Source organism: Agathobaculum sp. (assembly GCF_050946325.1).
In the GTDB taxonomy this organism is placed as follows: Bacteria; Bacillota; Clostridia; order Oscillospirales; family Butyricicoccaceae; genus Agathobaculum.
Window position 1 is genome coordinate 1 of the sequence record NZ_JBMNUP010000009.1, and the last position, 20,876, is coordinate 20,876.

19 protein-coding genes are annotated in these 20,876 nt (G+C 57.6%); 1 reads left to right on the forward strand and 18 read right to left on the reverse strand.

Going from position 1 to position 20,876, the window contains the following annotated elements; all coding sequences use genetic code 11:
* From ACOYIE_RS01860 to smc, 10 genes are all read right to left on the reverse strand, one after another.
* The coding region (locus tag ACOYIE_RS01860; RefSeq protein WP_433410293.1) for a class I tRNA ligase family protein at window positions 1-945 on the reverse strand (945 nt) is incomplete at its 3' end.
* An 82-nt stretch (window positions 946-1,027) separates the two neighbouring features.
* Entirely contained in the window at window positions 1,028-1,393 is a 366-nt protein-coding gene (gene rsfS / locus ACOYIE_RS01865) for a ribosome silencing factor (RefSeq protein WP_433410295.1), read from the reverse strand.
* Window positions 1,394-1,417: 24 nt separating this feature from the next.
* Window positions 1,418-2,908, reverse strand: coding sequence for an LCP family protein (locus ACOYIE_RS01870; protein WP_433410297.1), 1,491 nt, complete (start codon window positions 2,906-2,908; stop codon window positions 1,418-1,420).
* 19 nt (window positions 2,909-2,927) lie between these two features.
* Window positions 2,928-3,497, reverse strand: coding sequence for a bis(5'-nucleosyl)-tetraphosphatase (symmetrical) YqeK (yqeK, locus tag ACOYIE_RS01875; RefSeq protein WP_433410299.1), 570 nt, complete (start codon window positions 3,495-3,497; stop codon window positions 2,928-2,930).
* Between the two features lie 54 nt (window positions 3,498-3,551).
* Entirely contained in the window at window positions 3,552-4,145 is a 594-nt protein-coding gene (nadD, locus tag ACOYIE_RS01880; protein ID WP_433410300.1) for a nicotinate (nicotinamide) nucleotide adenylyltransferase, read from the reverse strand.
* Window positions 4,142-4,441: a YhbY family RNA-binding protein gene (locus tag ACOYIE_RS01885; protein WP_433410302.1), complete on the reverse strand. Its 300-nt coding sequence runs from the start codon at window positions 4,439-4,441 to the stop codon at window positions 4,142-4,144. Before ACOYIE_RS01885 ends, nadD begins: the two co-directional genes overlap by 4 nt.
* 32 nt (window positions 4,442-4,473) lie before the next feature.
* The gene (gene rdgB / locus ACOYIE_RS01890; protein WP_433410304.1) at window positions 4,474-5,046 is read right to left on the reverse strand and encodes an RdgB/HAM1 family non-canonical purine NTP pyrophosphatase; all 573 of its coding nucleotides are present in this window, start codon (window positions 5,044-5,046) and stop codon (window positions 4,474-4,476) included.
* Entirely contained in the window at window positions 5,046-5,771 is a 726-nt protein-coding gene (gene rph / locus ACOYIE_RS01895; RefSeq protein WP_433410306.1) for a ribonuclease PH, read from the reverse strand. The genes rdgB and rph overlap by 1 nt, the downstream gene beginning before the upstream one ends.
* The gene (gene ftsY / locus ACOYIE_RS01900; RefSeq protein ID WP_433410307.1) at window positions 5,772-6,698 is read right to left on the reverse strand and encodes a signal recognition particle-docking protein FtsY; all 927 of its coding nucleotides are present in this window, start codon (window positions 6,696-6,698) and stop codon (window positions 5,772-5,774) included.
* Window positions 6,699-6,763: 65 nt separating this feature from the next.
* Entirely contained in the window at window positions 6,764-10,339 is a 3,576-nt protein-coding gene (smc, locus tag ACOYIE_RS01905) for a chromosome segregation protein SMC (RefSeq protein ID WP_433410309.1), read from the reverse strand.
* A 56-nt stretch (window positions 10,340-10,395) separates the two neighbouring features.
* Here smc and ACOYIE_RS01910 point away from each other — a divergent pair, with 56 nt between their 5' ends.
* Window positions 10,396-10,617 (forward strand): hypothetical protein, encoded by a 222-nt coding sequence (locus ACOYIE_RS01910; RefSeq protein ID WP_433410311.1) that lies wholly within the window; start codon window positions 10,396-10,398, stop codon window positions 10,615-10,617.
* 56 nt (window positions 10,618-10,673) lie between these two features.
* On the opposite strand, the gene rnc is transcribed toward ACOYIE_RS01910, so the two are convergent.
* The 8 genes from rnc to greA form a co-directional block, all read right to left on the reverse strand.
* Window positions 10,674-11,345: a ribonuclease III gene (rnc, locus tag ACOYIE_RS01915; RefSeq protein ID WP_433410313.1), complete on the reverse strand. Its 672-nt coding sequence runs from the start codon at window positions 11,343-11,345 to the stop codon at window positions 10,674-10,676.
* Between the two features lie 35 nt (window positions 11,346-11,380).
* The gene (gene plsX / locus ACOYIE_RS01920) at window positions 11,381-12,403 is read right to left on the reverse strand and encodes a phosphate acyltransferase PlsX (RefSeq protein ID WP_433410314.1); all 1,023 of its coding nucleotides are present in this window, start codon (window positions 12,401-12,403) and stop codon (window positions 11,381-11,383) included.
* Window position 12,404: 1 nt separating this feature from the next.
* Window positions 12,405-13,712 carry a methylenetetrahydrofolate--tRNA-(uracil(54)-C(5))-methyltransferase (FADH(2)-oxidizing) TrmFO gene (gene trmFO / locus ACOYIE_RS01925; protein WP_433410316.1) on the reverse strand — a complete coding sequence of 436 codons (1,308 nt, stop codon included), beginning with the start codon at window positions 13,710-13,712 and terminating at the stop codon, window positions 12,405-12,407.
* A complete protein-coding gene (gene topA, locus ACOYIE_RS01930) occupies window positions 13,705-16,152 on the reverse strand; it encodes a type I DNA topoisomerase (protein WP_433410317.1) in 2,448 nt (815 codons plus the stop codon). The genes trmFO and topA overlap by 8 nt, the downstream gene beginning before the upstream one ends.
* Before the next feature lies 1 nt (window position 16,153).
* The gene (gene dprA / locus ACOYIE_RS01935) at window positions 16,154-17,464 is read right to left on the reverse strand and encodes a DNA-processing protein DprA (protein ID WP_433410318.1); all 1,311 of its coding nucleotides are present in this window, start codon (window positions 17,462-17,464) and stop codon (window positions 16,154-16,156) included.
* A gap of 21 nt (window positions 17,465-17,485) precedes the next feature.
* The gene (locus ACOYIE_RS01940; protein ID WP_433410320.1) at window positions 17,486-18,262 is read right to left on the reverse strand and encodes a TrmH family RNA methyltransferase; all 777 of its coding nucleotides are present in this window, start codon (window positions 18,260-18,262) and stop codon (window positions 17,486-17,488) included.
* Between the two features lie 130 nt (window positions 18,263-18,392).
* Entirely contained in the window at window positions 18,393-20,339 is a 1,947-nt protein-coding gene (gene lysS / locus ACOYIE_RS01945; protein ID WP_433410337.1) for a lysine--tRNA ligase, read from the reverse strand.
* 60 nt (window positions 20,340-20,399) lie between these two features.
* On the reverse strand, window positions 20,400-20,873 hold the full coding sequence (gene greA / locus ACOYIE_RS01950) for a transcription elongation factor GreA (protein ID WP_433410322.1): 474 nt from the start codon (window positions 20,871-20,873) through the stop codon (window positions 20,400-20,402).
* Window positions 20,874-20,876 lie beyond the last annotated feature (3 nt).

Genomic DNA, 20,876 nt, shown 5'->3' on the forward strand with positions numbered 1-20,876 from the left:
GTTTACCGGATTGACCGCCGCTACGCCGTCCAGCTTAACACCGGTCTTGTCCTTGTTCAGCTCGGTACGCTCAAAATCCGATTTGCGCGCAGCCTCTTCGCGATAGGCACGGATTTCTGCAATATTCGTCAGTTTTTCCGCCCACTGTTCTACCATCGGATGCTCGGGCGAAATGACCATATAGGTCGCGCCGAACAGCGTATCCGGACGGGTGGTATAGACGGTCAGCACATCGCCGGTCGTGGTTTTGAAGTCAACTTCTGCACCGGTCGAACGGCCAATCCAGTTTTTCTGCTGAATCTTGACCCGCTCAATATAGTCTACATCCTCCAGGTCGTCAATCAGGCGCTGGGCGTATTTGGTGATGCCCAGCATCCACTGGCTCTTGGTCTTATGCACAACCTCGCTGCCGCAGCGCTCACATACGCCGTTGACAACCTCTTCATTGGCCAGCACGCATTTGCAGGAGGTACACCAGTTGACGTTCATTTCCTTTTTATACGCCAGTCCCTTTTTAAAGAGCTGCAGGAAAATCCACTGCGTCCACTTGTAGTAATTCGGGTCGGTGGTGTTAATCTCCCGCGACCAGTCGAACGACAGCCCCAGGCTTTTCAGCTGGCTCTTAAAGCGCGCAATATTCTTCTTTGTAACCTCGGCCGGATGGACATGGTTTTTGATGGCATAGTTCTCCGTCGGCAGACCGAACGCATCCCACCCCATCGGATACAGGACATTATAACCCTGCATGCGCTTTTTACGCGCTACAATATCCAGCGCGGTGTACGAGCGCGGATGGCCAACGTGCAGGCCCTGTCCGGACGGATACGGGAACTCAACCAGCGCATAAAACTTCTCCTTATCGCCGCCCTGCTCGGCTTCAAAGCAATGCGCCTCGTCCCAAATGTCCTGCCACTTCTTTTCTACTTGCTTATGTTCGTACTTCAACGGTGTTTCCCCCTAAAGTGAATAGTTTATTTCAAGCACGGCAACGCGGCGGAACGCCATTGGCGGCCGCCGCATCCCCGTTTTATGCTTCTTCCAGGCCCAATTCAGCCAGCGGCACCGGCGTACCGTCTTTCCACAAATTCTCCAGGTTATAGAACTTGCGGGCTTCCGGCATAAATACATGCACCAGCACACAGCCATAGTCCAGCAGCACCCACTGGTTGGATTCATATCCTTCCGTATGGTGAACCAGCGTTTCATGGTCATACTTGAGCCGCCATTCAACATTATCTGCCAGCGCTCTCACCTGGGTGGTAGAGGTTGCCGAGCAAATGACAAAGTACTCTGTCAGTTCGGTCAGGCGCTCCACATGCAGCACCTCAAGCTGCTGTGCTTTCTTTTCCTGCAGCGCCTCACAAATCGCTTTTACCGTCTGTTTTGCAGTCAATGCACTAACTCCTTTGTTCTTTCATTAAGCTTCCGGATCGATCGAGCTGTCTCCCCCTGGTGTTACAGGCTCAACCGGCGTTTCCGGCTGGCTCGGTTCGGGGGAAACGGTCTCTCCCGTTCCCGGGTCTGTCGTACCTGGGTCTGTTGTGCCGGGGTCGGTTTCGCCCGGATCGGTTATTCCCGTATCCGGCTCGCTGCCGTCCGGATTTTCCGGTTCCGTCGTACCGCCGGTTCCTTCCGGGTCCGTGTTTCCGTCGGACGGCTCCTGTGTCTCGCCGTCATCTGACGGAAGGGTAGTATCGCCCCAAACGTCATCATCCGAATCTACCCAGCCGCCCGAGCCGCTCTCCGGTCCGCTGACCATATCAAGCGTCTCAATCGGCTTTTCATACGGATTAAAATACTGATTGACCAGTTTGAGCGTATCGTCATAATACGGGAAGAAGAACGAATATTGGTTCGGGTCGCTTCCCGCATAGCTCATTGCGCCATAGCCGGGCAGGGTAAAGAACTGAATGTTCTCATTTTTAATATTAATGGCCTGCATGCCCATCCACAGAATCTGCCCTGCGGTAAGATCTGTCTTGACATTATCAAACACTGCGCTTGCAAGGCTCTTGATTTTGGGGGCATTTTTCAGCTGAAATACTTCTTTGGCAAGCGCTTTCAGGAATTTCTGCTGATTTTCCACACGTCCCTGGTCGCCGTTGGGGTACTGCATGGAATAATCATTATTATGCCGCCAGCGCAAAAATTCAACCGTCTCCTTGCCCGTCAGGTGCTGCATACCGGCATACAAATCGATATGCAGGTTCTGCGAAGGGTCGTCATACTGCATCCGGAAAGGAATCTCATAATCAATCCCGCCGATTGCATCCACAATTGCGGCGATGCCGTCAAAATTGACGATCACATATTTATCCGGCCGGAAGCCCACCAGACGTTCAATCTCCGTCTTGGTCTGCTCAATTCCTTTTTTCATCCCGTAGGCCGCGTTGATTTTCCGGCTTGCGCCGCTCAGCCCGTTGTTGCACATGGTATCGCGCGGAATATTCATAATATTGATGGTTTTTTTCTTGGTATCCATCGTCGCAACCATCAGTGCATCCGTGCGCGTCTGGTCTTCGTCCACCGCGCCGACAACGAAAGTAAACACATCATCCACGCGCTGGCCGGAATTGAGCAGACTGTCCACATCCACTTTGTCCCCGTTTTCCTTATCAACGATTGTCGGATCATTTTTTATCTCAGGCGGACGGACCAGCATCCATGCCGCGCCGGCGCATACCGCTGCAAGCAGCGCCACCACCACGACTGATACGATCGCAATCCGTTTCCGCTTCTGCTTTTTGGTTAACGGCTGTTTGGCCTTGCCGCCTTTTTTGCCGGACGGCTTGGGCGCTTTCGGCGCCGTCGGCGTCGCCGGCTGCACGGGGCGCTCATACCGCTCCTCCATGCGTGTGACGCGGCGTTTTTTACCGCTGTGTCCTCCGCTTCCTCCAAAGAGTTTCAAAAAAATCCTGCCTCCAGTATCAGTCCTTATCCTCCCGCCAACGGACGCCCTGCCGGGCCATATCGTTATAAGCGCCAATCGTATCGCTGTGAATCAGCTTGCCGCGCGCAATCAGGTCGCACAGCGTCTGATCGTAGCAATAAAGCAGCGCCTTGTCGATATCCTCCCGCGCCAGTTCGCGCGCCTTGTCCACGCCGGGAAAATCGCGTGTTTCTTCAATGTAATCCGCCAGATAAAGTATCTTGTCGAGCAGTGTCATGCCGTATTTGCCTGTTGTATGGCAGGAAATCGCCGTGCAGACGTCCTCAGGCGCGCCGTATTCACTCCGCGCAATGGCCGCCGCAGTCTTCCCATGCAGCATTTTGGGCTCGTTTTTTTCGACGTTACAGATTATTATACCGTATTTCTCACATAAATTCAACTGTTCTTCTCTAGAAAGATGCTTTGTGATGTCATGCAATATTGCGGCAAACGCAGCCTTTTCCTCATCGCCGCCAAACCGCCTGGCCAGCATTTTTGCCGCCCGTTCGCAGCCGAGCGTATGCGCATAGCGATAGCCATGCAGTCTTGACAGAATACCCTTTCTCATTTCATCATTGCACAACATATTTTTTACCCGCCTTTCTGTCTATATCGTATATTGTCAAAAACCGTAAAGGTGTTTTCGCTCGATATAATCTGCGACCGCGGGAGCGGTATAGCGGCGCAGATCGCCGCCATGCCGCAATTCGGTCGATGAAATAGTCAGGCTGCCGCCCTGCACCAGTTCAATTTTGGCGCGCAGCGACTGACGGAGATGCTCCGTCTTTTTGCGGATAGCGCCCCAGTCTTCCTGCTCACGGGCACACACGGCCAGCGTACACAACCGCGCGATCTCATCCGGCGCGCGCCAGATCCGGTCGAACGAAAGCAGCATATCCGTTCCAACGATCAGGTAAAGGCCGTCCTCGCCGCGCTGGCGCAGTGCGTGCAGCGTATCGACCGTATAGCTGGCTCCGCCGCGGTCAATCTCCAGCGTATCCAGCGTAGCCCAGTCCTCACCCGCAATCATCTGCCGCACCATTTCGCAGCGATCGGCTGCCGTGGCGGTATCCTCCGGCAGCGCCTTGTGCGGCGGGATATTGGTCGGAATAAACAGAACGCGGTCCAGCCCCAGCGCCTTTCTGGCCAGGCGGGCAGCATGCATGTGCCCATTATGCGGCGGATTAAAGGTGCCGCCCAATATGCCTGTTTTCATTTTACCAGCACGATCTTTCTCTTATCCTTGTCCCGCGCCGGACGATACAGCACAAATTTGGAACCGATGCACTGCACAGGCTCTGCGCCGCTTGCCTCGCACAGCGCTTCAGAAACCGTGCGCGGCGTCAGCATGGCGCTTTCCAGCACTTTGCCCTTGACCAGCTCGTGCGCGTCCAACAGCTCGTCAAGCTGGCGCTCAACCGCGTCGGTGACACCCTCCTTGCCGATAATCAGCGTATCCGATAGTGTATTTGCCAATGCGCGCAGCTGTGCGCGCTGTTTGGTAGTCAGCATAATGTTTCTCCTTATTTCTGATATTGCGCGCCTTACAGCCGCTTTTCCAGTTCTGCCCGCAGCGCACGCAAGGCGCGGCCGCGGTGGGAAATCTCATTTTTCACTTCGCCCGGCAATTCGCCAAACGTGCAGCCGTATGCGGGCACATAAAACAGCGGGTCATATCCAAAACCGCCCGCGCCGCGGCTCTCGCAGAGCAGCTCGCCTTCGCATTCGCCGCGCACGGCAATCGTCTCACCGTCCGGCAGAATGCAGCAAATCGCGCACACAAACCGGCATGCGCGGTCGGTCCGTCCCTGCATGTTTTTCAGCAGGAAGGCGTTGCGGTCCTGATCGGTTCCTTCGCAGTACCGTGCAGAATACACGCCCGGCGCACCGTTCAGCGCGTCCACGCACAGGCCGGAATCATCCGCAATTGCCGGCAGGCCGGTGCATTCTGCCGCGCTTTTCGCCTTGATTAAGGCGTTTTCTGCAAAGGTTGCGCCGTCCTCAGCCGGTTCGGGTGCATCCGCGGGCAGGCGAACCACCTCAATCCCCAATTCGCCCAGTATCGCCGCCATTTCGGCCATTTTCTTTTCATTGTGGGAAGCAAGCACAAACTGCATTACAGGCTTTCCCCCATCACTTTACTCTGCGCCCGGCACAGCCGCGCGCAGCCGCGTTTGCCCAGGCCGAGCAGCCGTTTCAGCTCCGCTTCCGTAAACGGGCGGCCTTCCCCTGTGCCCTGCACCTCGATAAACTCGCCCTTGGAGGTCATAACGACATTGCAGTCCACAATCGCGCGGCTGTCTTCCGCGTAGTTCAGGTCCAGCACCGCTTCCTCCTCAAAAATGCCGACCGATACCGCTGCAACCTGCGCTGTCAGCGGCATCTTTTCAATCACGCCGTTATCGAGCAGCTTTTTGCACGCCAGCCACAGGGCGACAAAGCCGCCCGTAATGGACGCGCAGCGCGTGCCGCCGTCTGCCTGAATGACGTCGCAGTCGATCGTGATCTGCCGCTCACCGAGCGCCGCACGGTCGACCACGGCGCGCAGGCTGCGGCCGATCAGCCGCTGAATTTCGCTTGAACGGCCGTCCAGCTTGAGGCTCTTGATATCGCGCTTTTTGCGGGTGTTGGTCGCGCGGGGCAGCATGGCGTATTCTGCCGTTACCCAGCCCAGCCCTTTGCCCTCCAGAAAAGGCGGCACCTTTTCTTCCACTGAAGCGGTGCAGATGACCTTGGTATTGCCCATCTCCACCAGCACCGAACCTTCGGCGTACATGGTATAATCCGTTGTAATCTTTACCGGACGCATTGCGCCGGATGTCCTTCCGTCAGGTCTTTGCATTTATTCTTCTCCTCCTTCTGCCGGCGGCAGGATGGCTTCCAAGAATGTCGCGCGGTCGAAGTCAACCAGATCGTCGATTCCCTCGCCCACGCCGACCAGTTTGACCGGTACGCCCAGTCCTGCCGAAATGGCGATCACGATGCCGCCCTTGGCGGTACCGTCCAGCTTGGTCAGCACAATGCCGGTCAGCTGTGCGGCCTTATTGAACTCCTCTGCCTGATGCACGGCATTCTGCCCTGTGGTCGCATCCAGCACAAGCAGCGTCTCGCGCGAAGCCTCGGGCAGCTCGCGCGTGATCACGCGGTCGATTTTGGCCAGCTCGTTCATCAGGTTGGACTTGTTGTGCAAACGCCCCGCCGTATCCACAATGATAATATCGCTGCCGCGCGCCTTGGCGGCGGAGATGGAATCGAACACGACCGCCGCCGGATCCGCGCCCTCTCCGTGGCGCACAATGTCCGCCCCTGCGCGTTTGGCCCAAATCGAAAGCTGGTCGGCCGCCGCCGCACGGAACGTATCCGCCGCAGACAGCATGACCTTTTTCCCCTCGCTCACATAACGGGCGGCCAGCTTGCCGATCGACGTGGTCTTGCCCACGCCGTTGACGCCGATCACCAGAATGACCGCCGGTTTGCCCGATACATCGAGCGGCTGATTTTCCAGCATATGATCGGTCAGCACCTCGCGCAGCAGGCCGCGCAGTTCGGGCGCGGTGGTGATCTTTTGCAGCTTGGCGCGTTTTTCCACCTCCGCTACAATTTTCACTGAGGTCTCCGCGCCCACATCGGAAAGGATGAGCGCCTCCTCCAGCTCTTCGAGCAGGTCTGCGTCGATCTTGACGAACGCCGCAAACACGTTGTCCAGCGAGCGGTTGACCGCATCGCTGGTTTTCTGTAAGCCCTGCTTGATTTTATCAAAAAATCCCATCTGTCAAAACTCCTCTACTAACTTTAGCAGTTGCCGCGCAAAACCGTGCAGCAGCGCTTCCCGCGTCATCGAATCGCGCTCCCAAGCCGCTTTTCCGCTTCCGCCAGATTGAGCATGAGCATTTTGGATACGCCCTGCTCCTGCATCGTCACGCCGTACAGCATATCGGCTTCTTCCATCGTGCCGCGGCGGTGCGTGATGACGATAAACTGCGTCTTATCCGTCAGCCGACGAATGTACTGCGCAAAGCGCGCTACGTTCACGTCGTCCAGCGCGGCCTCGATCTCATCCAGCACACAAAACGGCGTGGGCCGCAGTTTCAAAATCGCAAAATATAATGCAATGGCAACAAACGCCTTTTCTCCGCCGGAAAGCAGTGTCAGCGTCTTTACAGCCTTGCCCGGCGGGCACACGCGGATATCAATGCCGCAGTTCAGAATGTCCGAAGTATCCGCCAGCTGCAATTCCGCATGGCCGCCGCCGAAAATCTCACGGAACGTCTCGCCAAAATAGGCGTTGAGCTTGGCGAACTCGGAAGCAAAGATCTCCTTCATGTTTACCGTCAGCTGTTCGATGACCTTATACAGTTCATGCTGCGCCTTTTCGAGGTCGGCCTTCTGCTCCCCCATAAAGGTATAGCGCTCCATCACCTGCCGGTATTGCTCCACCGCATCCAGGTTGACATTGCCAAGCGCCTTCATCTGTCCGCGCAGACCGCGCGCCTGCTCCTTTGCGGCCGGTATATCCGCAATGGGCCGGGCAACCTCGGCTGCCGGTGTAGGGGTCAGCTCATAGCTTTCCCACATTTTATCCAAAATCTGCGTTTCTTCGTTTTTCAGCTGTCCCACGCGGTTTTCCAGGCGGGCCGATTCACGCTCCAGCGCCAGAATCTCATCGTTTCTGCCCTGTGCGTCACGCTCCACGCGGGCGCGTTCTCCTTCCGCCCGTTCACGCTGCCGGAGCTGCGCTTCAATCTGTTCATGGAACTGTTCTGCCGCCGCGCCAGTGTCCCGCTGCAGGACTTCGGCAGCGTTGAGTTCTTCTGTCAGCCGTGCAATCTCGCTTTCAAAGGAGGCAATCGTCTCATCCGTATGGGACACGCCCATATCCAAATCGTCCTTCAGCCTGGCCAGCTCATCCAGCGAACGCCTTTCGGCTGCGGCTGCCGAGCGATTCTGCGCAATTTCTGTCTGCAAGGCTGCCTGCTGCGCCCCGCAGTCCGATATTTCTGCTGCCAGCGCATCCAGCGCCGCACGGCAGTCCTTTTCCCGCTGCTCAGCCTGCTGCAGCGCCGTCTGCGTCTGCTGCTGCCGTGCCGCACACGCGGCAATGGTATCCGCGTACTGCTGCTTGGCAGCCGCCAGATTGTCCCGTTCCAGCACCAGGCCGTCATGCTGGCGCTGCAAACTCTCCACCAGCACCCCGTGCTGCTGCACAGAAGCGCGCAGCCCCGCTTCATCCTGTGCTGCACGGATGCGCTCCGCTTCAATGGCCTTTAAATCGTAATCCAGCGCCGCCAGCTCATCCCGCGCGGCGGCAAAGCGCGCCTCTAACTGCGCCTTTTTCGCTTCCAGCTCCCGTACCTGCTGCTGAGCCTCACGCAGACGGCCTGCCCGCGCAAGCGCGCCTGTCCCACGGGAGACCGAGCCGCCCGTCATCGCGCCGCCGGCCTGTACAATCTGTCCATCCAGCGTGACGATTCGGAAGCGTCTGCCATATGCGCGGGCCAATGCCAGCGCGGTATCCATATTCTCCGAAACAACCGTTCGCGCCAGCAAATTCTGCACAATGGCCGCGTACCGCGCGTCAAACGATACCAGCCGGTCCGCCGTGCCGAAACAGCCGTTCTGCCGCTCCAGCCCGTTTTCTTTCAAACTTGCAGGGCGAATGGTATCCAGCGGCAGAAAGGTTGCGCGGCCGCCGTCCGTCCTTTTCAGGTATTCGATGCAGCGTTTGCCATCCTCCGCAGTATCCACCACAATGCTGGATGCGGACGCGCCGAGCGCCGTATCAATCGCGGTAACAAAACGGTCGTCCGTCGCAATCAGCGATGAAACCGGACCGTGTACACCGCGCAGCGCGCCGCGCCCTGTCTGCGCCATAACCGCCTTAACCGAGCGGGAAAATCCTTCGTAATCCCGCTGCATGTCAGCCAGCATTTTTACGCGGCCCACAGCATTTGTCAGCGCAGCGGCCGTCTCGTCCAGCTCAGTTTTCGCCGTCTCCACCTTTTTCCGGCGGCTCTCCGCCTTGAGCGATACGCCCTGCGCCTTATTTTTCGCACTCGCCAGCGTATCCAAGCAGGCAGCCAGCCGCTCGTCCAGCGCGCTGTGCGCCTTTTGCTCATCATTTAGCCGCGTATCTGCCGCTGCAATATCCGCTGCAATGGTGTCGCGCCGGCTGTCCATACCGGCAAGACCGGTTTCTGCCGCGGTCTGTTCCAGTGCAATCGCATGCAGCGTCTGCCGTTCCGCAGCGCAGGCCTGCGCCGCGGACTGCGCCGCCTGTTCTGCGGCGGTCCGGCGCACCGCCTGCTCTTCTGCCTGCGCCTGCAAAGCCTCGCTCCGCGCAGACAGACCTTCCAGCTGCGTATCCAGCAGCGCAATCCGCGCGCGGCGCTCCGCAAGCTGCGCGCCAAGGCTGTGCGCCTGCTCGGCGCGCTGCGCGCTTTCCCGCTGGGCGCGGTCGATATTTTCTCTGTTGTTCTGTATGTTTGCCCGCAAAACCGCCGCGCGGCTGGCTTGGTCGGCGGCCCGCTGCTCCGCCTGACGCAGCATCTGACGCAGGCGGTCGGCCTCGCGATCTATACGCCGCATCTCCTCAGCAAGCTGCTCGGAGCGGGCATACAACGTTTCCCGCATCTGTTTGGCGTCCGCCAGTTGGTTTGCGTACGCAGCGCTGTCCGTCTCCAGTTTTGCGTTTTCCGCCTTGATGTGATCGAGTGAAAGCAGCCACAGAGAAATCTCCAGCACACGCAGTTCGTCGCGCAGCAGCAGATACTGCTTTGCTTTTTCCGCCTGTTTTTCCAGCGGGCCTGCCTGCCGCTCCAGTTCATCATACAAATCGCGGATGCGGATGAGGTTTTCCTCAGTGGCGGCCAGTTTGCGTTCGGCCTCCTCCTTGCGGTAGCGAAACTTGGTGATACCGGCGGCTTCTTCAAAAATCTCACGCCGGTCCTCGCTTTTGAGCGATAGGATCTCGTCTATTCTCCCCTGCCCAATGCTCGAGTAACCGTCCCGCCCCAAACCGGTATCCATAAACAGTTCATGGATGTCCTTCAGGCGGCAGTGCTTCTTATTCAGAAAATATTCGCTCTCTCCCGAACGGTAATACCGCCGGGTGACCATAATCTCCGTAAAATCCGAACGGAAAACGCGGGCGCTGTTGTCCAGAATCAGCGAGACCTCCGCAAAGCCGACCGGTCCCCGTTTGGCCGTGCCGCCGAAGATAACATCCTCCATCTTGGCCCCGCGCAGCGAACGCGAAGACTGCTCGCCCAGCACCCAGCGAATCGCGTCCGATATATTCGATTTGCCCGAACCGTTCGGGCCGACAATTGCAGTTAACCCGCCGAGAAAATTGATCTCTGTTTTATCCGGAAAGGATTTAAACCCCTGTAAGAGCAGGCTCTTGAGAACCATGTAGCACCTCGAAAATATATATGGTATCATTTTACCACCGAGCACCTTTTTTTTCAATGCGAAGTACAAGAATTTACAGCTTATCCACAAATCTGCCAATCCGCAACCAGATGTACAGCGGCGCCGCAGAAGAGTTTGACGGTCTTTCGCTGGTCTGCTGGACGAATACGGACAAAATTGCCGCGCTTAAGGAATACGGCTGCAACATCCGCACCTATGACCCTTATACGCACGGCCCTGCGCCGTGTTTTCGGCCGGAAGCGCCCCGATGGTTTTGAATCATATAAACAAAAACCCGGCGAAGGACAAAAGCCTTCTCCGGGTTTTTCTTATATCAGTCCTCGCCCATCAGCGCGAGCGCTTTTTTTGCCGCAAGCTGCTCGGCTTCCTTTTTGCTGCGGCCGGTCGCGGTCGCAAACACGTTGGAATTTAAAAGCAGCTCCATGGTAAAGCGCTTATCATGATCGGGGCCGGACGTGCCGGCCAGCCGGTATTCCAGCGTTTCCTGCTTATTTTTCTGCACGATCTCCTGCAAAATGGTTTTATAGTCCTTAAACGCGCCGCCGGCCAACGCAACCTCTATCTTATGCGGGATGAACCGAAGCACAAATTCGCGCGCCGGTTCAATGCCGCCGTCCAGATAAATCGCGCCCAGCAGCGCTTCCGTTGCATCTGCCAGAATGGAAGGCCGCTCCCGTCCGCCCCCAAGCTCCTCGCCGTGGCCCAGGCGGATCTCCTGCGGGATGCCGATCTCCTTGGCGATTTCGCACAGCGCGCTCTCGCACACAACTGCCGCGCGCAGCTTGGTCAGTTCTCCCTCGGGCAGGTCGGGGTAATGGGTCATCAGATGTGCGGCCGTAACAAAGCCCAGCACGGAATCGCCCAGAAACTCCAGCCGCTCATTGTGATGGATATGGCTGTTCCGATGTTCGTTGGCATAGGACGTATGCGTCATCGCCGTCTGGAACAGCGCCGGATTTTTAAACTGATAGTCCAGTTTCAGCATGCTCGTTCTCCTTTCCGGAAAATGGCGGGACAGGCTTATTCGGCTGCTTTCACCGTCATGTACTCGATGTTTTTGCGCACCTCGTCAATCATGCCGCTCTTGGTGTAGGCAATCGCCTGGCGCACGGCATTCTTCACCGCGATTTCATTCGACGAGCCGTGCGCTTTGATCACCGGCTTTGCAATGCCCAAAAACGGCGCGCCGCCCACACGGTCCTGGTCAAACAGGCCGCGGAATTCATCCATACCCTTTTTGCAGGCCAGATATCCCAGTTTTGTAGCCAGGTTACGCATAAACACGCCCTTGATTTCGCCTGCCATAAACTTGGCCACGCCCTCAATGGTCTTGAGCATAACATTGCCCGTAAATCCGTCGCACACAGCTACATCACACGCGCCGAGCGGGGCCATACTGCCCTCCACATTGCCGACAAAGTTCAGTCTGCCCGCATCCCCCGCCGCTTTCAGCAGGGCATAGGCCTCTTTTCGCAGCGTATCGCCCTTGGTATCTTCCGTGCCGTTGTTGACAAGGCCAACGCGCGGCCGCGCCACGCCGCCGATCTTCTCCAGATACAGCGAGCCGAGGAAAGCGAACTGCAGCAGCATTTCCGCCGTACACTCGGTATTCGCGCCGGCGTCGCACAGCATGAACTGACCGCCGGCGCACGGCATAACAGGCGCCAGCGCGCCGCGCCGCACCCCCTTAATACGGCCGCCGTACAGCGTTGCGCCCGTCAGCAGCGCGCCTGTGTTGCCGGCGGAAACGAGCGCGTCGCCCTCGCCCGCCTTCAGCAGCTTGAACGCCACCGCCATGGACGAATCCGGTTTCTGGCGCAGCACCGTGGCAGGGTCATCATGCATATCCACCACATCGGAGGCAGGCATAATGGTTACGTCGTCCCTGTTCTCCATGCCCTTCGCCTTTAAAATTTCTGCAATTTTTACCGGATCGCCGACAAGCAGCACCTGCTCGCCATATTCCTGCGCGGCAAGCGCGCCGCCCGTAACGGCCGATTCAGGCGCATTGTCTCCGCCCATCGCGTCTACAATAATCCTCATATCAGATTTCCCCTTTCAGCACTTCGATGCGCTCCAGCGCACGTTCCGAAATCCTGGTGTTTTTTTCCCGCTTGCCTTTTACCTTGTACCCCAGCGGCTCCAAAATTCCAAAATTGACATTCATCGGCTGAAATTTCGTCACCGTATGATCGGATACATAGCAGGCCAGCGCGCCGATTGCCGTATCGCGCCCCAGCGCAGGCATTGCGCGGCCCTGCGCCTCCAGCGCCGCGGCCACGCCCGCAACAAAGCCGGAAGCCGTAGACTCAACGTAGCCCTCTACGCCCGTCATCTGTCCGGCAAAACGCAGACGTCTGTCCGCTTTCAGCGCATACGTCGCGTCCAGCAGGCGCGGCGAGTCCAGAAAGGTGTTGCGGTGCATGACGCCATAACGCACGAACTCCGCATTGCGCAGCGCCGGAATCATGGAGAATACACGCTTCTGCTCTCCCCATTTGAGGTGCGTCTGGCAGCCAACCAGATTATACAGGCTGCCTGCCGCATTATCCCGCCGAAGCTGCAGCACCGCGTAGGGGTCTTTTCCTGTTTTGGGGTCAGGCAGGCCGACCGGCTTTAAAATACCAAACCGCAGCGTATCATACCCGCGGCGCGCATTTACCTCGACCGGCATGCAGCCTTCAAACACCTTGGAGTCCTCAAACCCATGTACGGGCGCTTCCTCCGCCGTCGTCAGCGCGTTCCAGAATGCGTCATACTCCTCCCGCGTAAACGGGCAATTGATGTAGTCTGCCGTGCCCTTGCCATAGCGCGAGGCGGCATAGGCGGAATCCATATCAATACTCTCTGCCGTCACAATGGGCGCGGCCGCATCGTAAAAATGCAGAAACTCTCCGCCGACCTTGTGGTGAACGGCCTCAAACAGCGCGTCCGAGGTCAGCGGGCCGGAGGCGATGACGACCCTTCCCTCCGGAATTTCTGTCACCTCTCCGTAAACCGTTTCAATCAGCGGGTGCCCTTTGATTTTCTCCGTAACCGATTGCGCAAACGCCTCTCGGTCCACCGCAAGCGCACCGCCCGCTTCCACACGGTTTGCGTCCGCACAGCAAAGGATCAGGCTGCCCAGCCTGCGCAGTTCTTCCTTCAACAGCCCCGCAGCGTTGGACAGTTCGTCCGAACGCAGCGAGTTGGAGCAGACCAGCTCGGCAAAATCGTCCGAATGGTGGGCCGGCGTATGTTTTTCCGGCTTCATCTCATGCAGGCGGACGGGAATGCCCCGCTGCGCAATCTGCCACGCCGCTTCGCAGCCGGCCAGACCCGCGCCGACTACGGTAATATGCTCGTTATTCATCGTTCGCCGCCTTTGCCGCAGTCTTCTTTGCGGGCTTTTTCGTCTTGGCAGCCGCCTTCTCCGCTTCATGCTTGGCCAGCGCCTTGGCATACTGCTCCTGCTGTTTGGGCGTCAGCGCCTGCACGGCTTCTTCTCCCAGCTTTTTGAAGCGGTTGGTCGTCTTGGTCATCCACGGCACCTGTTTTTTGGCGGGAGTCTTTTTGGCAGCCGGCTTCTTTGCCGGTTTTTTTGCCGTTCCTTCCTCCGCACCGGCCGCTTCTTTTGCTGCGGCCCGCTCGGCGGCCTTGGCTGCCCGCGCCTCACGGCGAAGGCGGTTTTTCTCCGCCTCTTCGGGCGGCAGCCCTTCCTTTACCAGCTCCTTGTATCCGCATCCCTCACGCAGGCATACGTCCGAAACCTCCTTGGAATCCCTGTCCGTATGACGGAAGAGCGACGAATCGCAGGTCGGGCACTTGGTTTTGAGCGGCTTATCCCATGTCATGAACTGGCATGCAGGGAATTTATCGCACGAATAGTACACATAGCCGCGCGCAGACTTTTTCTTGACCACTTTGGCCCCGCAAACAGGGCAGGCCGCTCCGGTATCCTCCGTGATGGCCTTGGTGTTGGTACACTCGGGAAATCCCGGGCAGGCCAGGAATTTGCCAAAACGCCCCGACTTGATGACCATGTTGCGTCCGCATTTTTCGCAGACGATATCGGTCACTTCGTCCTGTATCTTGATGCGCTGGCCTTCCAGTTCAACCTCTGCGCGGCCAAGCGCCTTTTCAAATCCATCGTAGAAGTTTTCCAGCAGCTTCACATAATCCAGCTTGCCGGCTTCCACCTCGTCCAGCTCATGCTCCATATTGGCGGTAAACTCGTAATCGGCCACCGATGTAAACTTATCCACCAGCAGACCGGTCACGCCCTCGCCCAGCGGCGTGGGCCGCAGCGAGCGATTCTCCTTGGAAACATAATCGCGGTCGATGATCGTCGAAATCGTCGGCGCATAGGTCGACGGGCGGCCGATCCCGCGTTCTTCCATCGCGCGGATGAGCGAGGCTTCCGTATAGCGCGCAGGCGGCTGGGTAAAATGCTGTGCCGGTTCAACCGACGCAGGCATCATGCTGTCTCCCTGCTCAAAGCGCGGCAGCAGGCGGCTGCCTTCCTCTCCCTTATCATCGTCCCGCCCCTCTTCGTATACAGAGAGAAAGCCGGGGAACGAAACAACGTGCCCGCTTGTGCGGAACACATATTTATCTGCATTCAAATCAACCGAAAGCGTATCAAACACGGCGTCTGCCATCTGGCAGGCCACAAAACGCGACCAGATCAGTTTGTACAGCTTAAACTGGTCGGGCGAAAGATACTGGCGAATCTCCTCCGGTATCAGTTTGACGTCCGACGGCCGAATCGCCTCATGCGCATCCTGCGCATTGCCCTTGGTTTTGAACACCCGCGGGCGGCCGGGGTAATATTCCTCGCCATAACGGCCGCGGATAAAACCGGCCGCAGCAGCGGTCGCCTCTTCAGCCAGACGCAGCGAATCGGTACGCATATAGGTAATCAGACCCGTCAGGCCATGTTCTCCCAACTCAATGCCTTCATACAGCTCCTGCGCCACGCTCATGGTACGGCGCGGCGTCATATTCAGTTTGCGGGACGCCTCCTGCTGCAGCGTGGAGGTGATAAACGGCGGAGCCGGCGTGCGTTTTTTCTTCCCCTTTTTGATTTCTCCAACGGTAAACGGCTGATCCGCAACGGCAGATACCACGTTTTTCGCCTGTTCTTCGCACTTCAGCTCAATTTTGCCGGCGGCGTCTCCAAAAAAGCGCGCGGTGAAGCGCTGCCCGTCGCCGCGCGGCGAGGGCAGCGTTGCCTCAATCGTCCAGTATTCTTCCGGCACAAATGCGCGGATTTCATTTTCCCTGTCCACCACCAGGCGGGTCGCCACACTCTGCACACGTCCTGCGGACAGGCCGCGCTTGACCTTGCGCCACAGAAAGGGCGAAAGCTGGTAGCCGACCACGCGGTCCAGAATGCGGCGCGCCTGCTGTGCGTTTACCAGGTCAATGTCAATATCGCGCGGATGCTCAATGCCGTATTTGACGGCAGGGCGCGTAATTTCATTAAAAGTAACGCGCTTGGAATCCTGATCGTTCAGCTTGAACAGCTCCTTGATATGCCAGGAGATCGCCTCGCCTTCGCGGTCAGGGTCAGTTGCAAGATATACAAAATCGCTTTTGCGAATTTCTTTTTTCAGTTCCGAAATAATCTTATCCTTGCCCTCGATCGGGACATACTCCGGCTTAAAGCCGTGCTCAATATCCACGCTCATCTTCTTTTTTGGCAAGTCACGCAGGTGCCCCATGGAAGCCTTGACCACATAATCCGCACCAAGGTATTTGCCGATGGTCTTGGCCTTTGCGGGCGACTCCACGATTACTAACTTTGACATGTTACTCTGAATCCTCCTGATGATTTGCGGCTGCGTATCCATCGCACCCCAAAACCAGTTTGCCTTTTTCCCTGCGCAGAACACCGTCCATTTCCAACATGGTAATCAGGCTCATCACACGCGGGGCGGGCAGCCCGCACCGCTCTATCAGTTCTTCCGCAGTACACAGCCCCCGCTGCACCAGTTCGGCCAGCAGGCGCTCGTCTTCTGAAAGGCTTTGCCGCAGGGAAGCGCCGGACTGTTCGGTTTGCAAAACCGTCTGCTCCGTCTTGGAAGGGCGATCTTTCCCGTGCGGCGCCTGCTTTGCATCCGCTTTCCTGCGCGGCACATTGGTCCGCCGGACAGGCGCAGTATCCCATGCGTCGGCCGCTCCCCGCTCCGGAGTGCTGCCGGTTGCACGGCACAGCGCAGCACGCACCTGTTCGCTCTGCGGCAGCAGGCCGCTGTATGTCCGCACCAGTGCCGAGGGGCTGCGCAGCAGCGCGGCCTCTCCCTTTTCAATCAGCGCATTGCAGGCAGCAGACTGCGGCGCATCCAGCGTGCCGGGCACCGCATATACATCGCGTCCCTGATCGAGCGCATGCCGTGCGGTAATCAGCGAACCCGAACGATACGACGGCGCTTCCACAACCACGGTTGCCACAGACAGGCCGCTGATAATCCGATTTCGATTATGATAATTGGCAGCAAGTGGCTCTGCGCCCGGCGGATACTCGCTCACTACCGCGCCGGACAGCAAAATGTCGCCCATCAGGCTGCGGTGCTGCGGCGGATAGCACACATCCGGACCGCCGGCGAGTACGGCAACGGTCAGTCCGCCCGCGCGCAAAGCGCCGCGGTGCGCCTCTCCATCCGCTCCCAGCGCCATACCGCTGACTGTGATAAAGCCTGCGCGCGCCAGTGTACTGCCCAGGGCCGCCGCAGTCGTCCGTCCATAATTTGTCGCCTTGCGCGTACCGACGACGGCAATGCCCGGCACCAAATCAAAATCCGGCCACCGGCCGCGCACATACAGCACCAGCGGCGGGTCTTCAATTGCCCGCAGGCGGTCTGGGTAGGCGCTGTCGCCCGCCGTGATGATCTGGATATCCGCTTTGACGCACTGCCCGATGATATGCTCGGCCTCATCAAGAGACTTATCGCACAGCGCATCTGCCTGCGCCTTATTCAGTCTGCACGCGGTAATCAGCCGCTCACGGTCGGCGGCATAAACAGCTTCCGGCGAACCAAATGCGCGCAGCAGTTCGTTTGCCGTGCCCGGCCCGATGCCGCGCCTCCGCGACAGCCAGATGTAGTGTATCCGTGCCGGCATATCTCCATCCTCCCCTGCGGTTTATTTTGTCATTTCATAAATTACAATTGCGGCCGCTACGCCCGCATTGAGCGACTCTGCACGGCCGCCCATCGGAATAATCACGCGCCGGTCAGACAGCGCAAGCGCCTGTTCGCTCACGCCTCTCCCCTCGCTGCCGATGATGACCGCCGCGTTTTGCAGCGGAACGCCGCCAAGCGGCACACTGTCCCGATGCAGCGCGGTAGCGTATATGGCAAGCCCTGCCTGCCGCAGGGTGCGCACCGCTTGCTCCAGCGCAAGCTGCACACAGGGCAGGCGAAACACGGCCCCCATCGTCGAGCGCACGACTTTGGGAGAAAACAGATCGGCACAGCCCTCGCACAATACAACAGCATCCAGCGCAAACGCTTCGGCGGTGCGCAGAATTGTGCCAAGGTTGCCCGGGTCCTGCAAACCGTCCAGCAGCAGTACCTGCCGCTTTCCGACAAGCGCCGCCTGCGTCCAGCGCGGCTGAACGCAGGAAAAAATCACATCCTGCGGCGTTTCCACCTCGCTGGCCTGCAAAAACAGGTGTTCCGGCGCGGTATAAAGCGCAGCGCCCTGCTGCTCTGCCTGCCCAAGCAATGCAGCGCAGTCTTCTCGCCCATTCTGCCGCGTCAGCACGGTCTTTACCTGCGCGCCGGATGCCAGCGCTTCATAAAGCATCTTACCGCCCTCGCACAGCATTTCTCCCGTTGTGCGGCGATATTTTTTCTCTCTGCCAAGCCGCGCCAGGTGTTTGAGCGCGGTGTTCTGGCGGCTTGTAATCTCTACCAACGCTGCTCGTCCACCTCATCTGTTCTGCTTTTTTGCGCAACCGGCTCCGCCCCGATATGAAAAGCCGAAAGCCTGAACGAAGCGTTCAGGCTTTGTGCGGCAGGCATCACGCCATGCCCGAGCGGAGAAATCAGTACAGCTTTGCACCCGCCGGAATGCGGTCGTCAACCATCAGCAGGTTGAGACGTTCCTCGCCGTCCTCTTCATGCACGGCCGAAATCAGCATACCCTCGGAATCAATCCCCATCATCTTACGCGGCGGAAGGTTTACAATCGCGATTGCCGTCTTTCCAACCAGCTCTTCCGGCTCATAATATTCATGAATGCCACTCAAAATAGTACGTTTCCGGTCAGTTCCGTCGTTCAAAGTAAACTTTAATAGTTTTTTGCTTTTCGGAACGGCTTCACATGCCTCAATCTTTACAGCGCGGAAATCAGACTTACTAAAAGTCTCGAAATCAACTTCTTCGTCAAATAAAGGCTCGATCTTTACTTTGGAAAAATCAATTTTCTCAGGTGCTGCCTTGGGCGCAGTAGCCATCTCCGAATTTACACCTGATTCCCGTTTTACAGCATCCAGCGGCTTCATCGTGGGGAAGAGCAGCACGTCGCGAATGGAGGCCGAATCGGTCAGGAACATGACCAAGCGGTCAATGCCCATACCCATGCCGCCCGTCGGAGGCATGCCGTATTCCAGCGCATTGATGAAATCCTCATCCATCATGTTGGCTTCATCATCGCCCGCAGCGCGCAGCGCAACCTGACGCTCAAAACGTCCGCGCTGGTCGATCGGGTCGTTCAGTTCGGAGAAGGCGTTGCACAGCTCACGGCCGTAAATAAAGCACTCAAACCGCTCGGTCAGACGCGGGTCAGAGGGCTTGCGCTTGGCCAGCGGAGAAATCTCAACCGGATAGTCGGTGATAAAGGTCGGCTGAATCAGATTTTCCTCTACATATTCGTCATAGCACTGCGCAAGCAGATCGCCCCAGCTCTCCTTGCCGGCTTCAATCTCCAGGCCCTTGGCCCGAACCGCTGCAAGCGCCTCTTCCGGCGTCATCGCCATAAAGTCCAGACCTGCGTATTCCTTGACGGCGTCCGCCATGGTCATGCGCTTCCAGCCCTTGGACAAATCCAGTTCGGTGCCCTGATAGGTGATCTTGGTGGTACCCAGCACCTTTTCGCATACATGCACCACCATATCCTCGGTAATATCCATCATGCCGTGGTAATCGGTGTATGCCTGATACAGCTCGATGGTGGTAAACTCCGGATTATGCTTGGTATCCATACCCTCATTGCGGAAGATGCGGCCAATCTCATAAACCTGCTCCAAACCGCCCACGATCAAACGCTTCAGGTGCAGTTCGGTGGCAATGCGCATGTACATATCAATGTCCAGCGCGTTGTGGTGCGTAATAAACGGACGCGCAGCCGCGCCGCCCGGAATGGTGTTCAGGCACGGCGTCTCCACCTCAATAAAGCCGCGGGAATCCATAAAATTACGGATTTCGCGCACAATGGCCGAGCGCTTTTCAAACGTATCGCGCACTTCGGGGTTAACAATCAGGTCCACATAGCGCTGGCGATACCGCATATCGGTATCCTTCAGGCCGTGCCACTTTTCGGGCAGCGGCGCAAGGTTCTTGGAAAGCAGCGTCAGCTCGTTTACGGCAACCGAAATTTCGCCCTTTTGGGTGCGAAAAACCTCGCCCGATATGCCGATAATATCGCCAATATCGAACTTCTTGTAGCCTTTATATACGTCGTCGCCCACATTGTCCCGCTTGATATAAAGCTGCACACGGCCGTAACGGTCGGTCATATCGGAAAAGGACGCCTTACCCATAATGCGCTTCGACATCATACGGCCGGCCAGACGAACCGTCTTGCCTTCCAGCTCCTCAAAGCGCTCATGAATATCTACGGTGTAATGGTCGCGCTCAAAACGGACCTGCTGGAACGGGTCGCTGCCCGCCTGCTGCAGCTCAGCCAGTTTTTCACGGCGGATACGCTTGAGCTCGTGCAGTTCTTCTGCCGTCTGCTCCTGCTCCTGGTGCTGTTCTGCCATGGTGTTCATCACATCTTTCTGATCATAATAAAATTTTCCCGGCCGCGCAGCGCGCGTCAGGCAAAAGGCTTATTTCCGGATGGAAACAACCTGATATTTGACAACGCCAACCGGCGCTTCCACCTCAACAATCATGCCGGCCTTCTTGCCCAGCATCGCCTTGCCGAAAGGCGATTCGTCAGAAATCTTGCCTTCCATCGGGTTGGCCTCCTGCGAGCCGACGAAGTGATACTCCTCTTCCTCATCCAGCTCCAGATCTTTCACCACAAAATGGCAGCCGGGGGAAACCTCATCCTCCGCATAGGTATCGCCCGAAACGACGACCGCCTGCTTGATAATCTCCTCCAGCTCGGCAATGCGGGAATACAGCTTGCCCTGTTCGTTCTTCGCCTCGTCATACTCGGCATTCTCGGACAAGTCGCCGAAAGAACGCGCTTCCTTCAGCTGCTCGGCTACCTCGTCCGCACGGGTAGTCTTCAGATATTCCAGTTCTTCTTTATAAGCGTCCAGACTTTCCTGTGTCAGTTTGATTTCTTTCGCCATGCT

Bases quoted from the DNA above. Each gene is read 5' to 3' on its own strand.
- yqeK (WP_433410299.1), bottom strand. From the start codon at position 3,497: ATGAGAAAGGGTATTCTGTCAAGACTGCATGGCTATCGCTATGCGCAT.
- nadD (WP_433410300.1), bottom strand. From the start codon at position 4,145: ATGAAAACAGGCATATTGGGCGGCACCTTTAATCCGCCGCATAATGGG.
- ACOYIE_RS01885 (WP_433410302.1), bottom strand. From the start codon at position 4,441: ATGCTGACTACCAAACAGCGCGCACAGCTGCGCGCATTGGCAAATACA.
- rdgB (WP_433410304.1), bottom strand. From the start codon at position 5,046: ATGCAGTTTGTGCTTGCTTCCCACAATGAAAAGAAAATGGCCGAAATG.
- rph (WP_433410306.1), bottom strand. From the start codon at position 5,771: ATGCAAAGACCTGACGGAAGGACATCCGGCGCAATGCGTCCGGTAAAG.
- ftsY (WP_433410307.1), bottom strand. From the start codon at position 6,698: ATGGGATTTTTTGATAAAATCAAGCAGGGCTTACAGAAAACCAGCGAT.
- smc (WP_433410309.1), bottom strand. From the start codon at position 10,339: ATGGTTCTCAAGAGCCTGCTCTTACAGGGGTTTAAATCCTTTCCGGAT.
- ACOYIE_RS01910 (WP_433410311.1), top strand. From the start codon at position 10,396: ATGCGAAGTACAAGAATTTACAGCTTATCCACAAATCTGCCAATCCGC.
- rnc (WP_433410313.1), bottom strand. From the start codon at position 11,345: ATGCTGAAACTGGACTATCAGTTTAAAAATCCGGCGCTGTTCCAGACG.
- plsX (WP_433410314.1), bottom strand. From the start codon at position 12,403: ATGAGGATTATTGTAGACGCGATGGGCGGAGACAATGCGCCTGAATCG.
- trmFO (WP_433410316.1), bottom strand. From the start codon at position 13,712: ATGAATAACGAGCATATTACCGTAGTCGGCGCGGGTCTGGCCGGCTGC.
- topA (WP_433410317.1), bottom strand. From the start codon at position 16,152: ATGTCAAAGTTAGTAATCGTGGAGTCGCCCGCAAAGGCCAAGACCATC.
- dprA (WP_433410318.1), bottom strand. From the start codon at position 17,464: ATGCCGGCACGGATACACTACATCTGGCTGTCGCGGAGGCGCGGCATC.
- lysS (WP_433410337.1), bottom strand. From the start codon at position 20,339: ATGAACACCATGGCAGAACAGCACCAGGAGCAGGAGCAGACGGCAGAA.
- greA (WP_433410322.1), bottom strand. From the start codon at position 20,873: ATGGCGAAAGAAATCAAACTGACACAGGAAAGTCTGGACGCTTATAAA.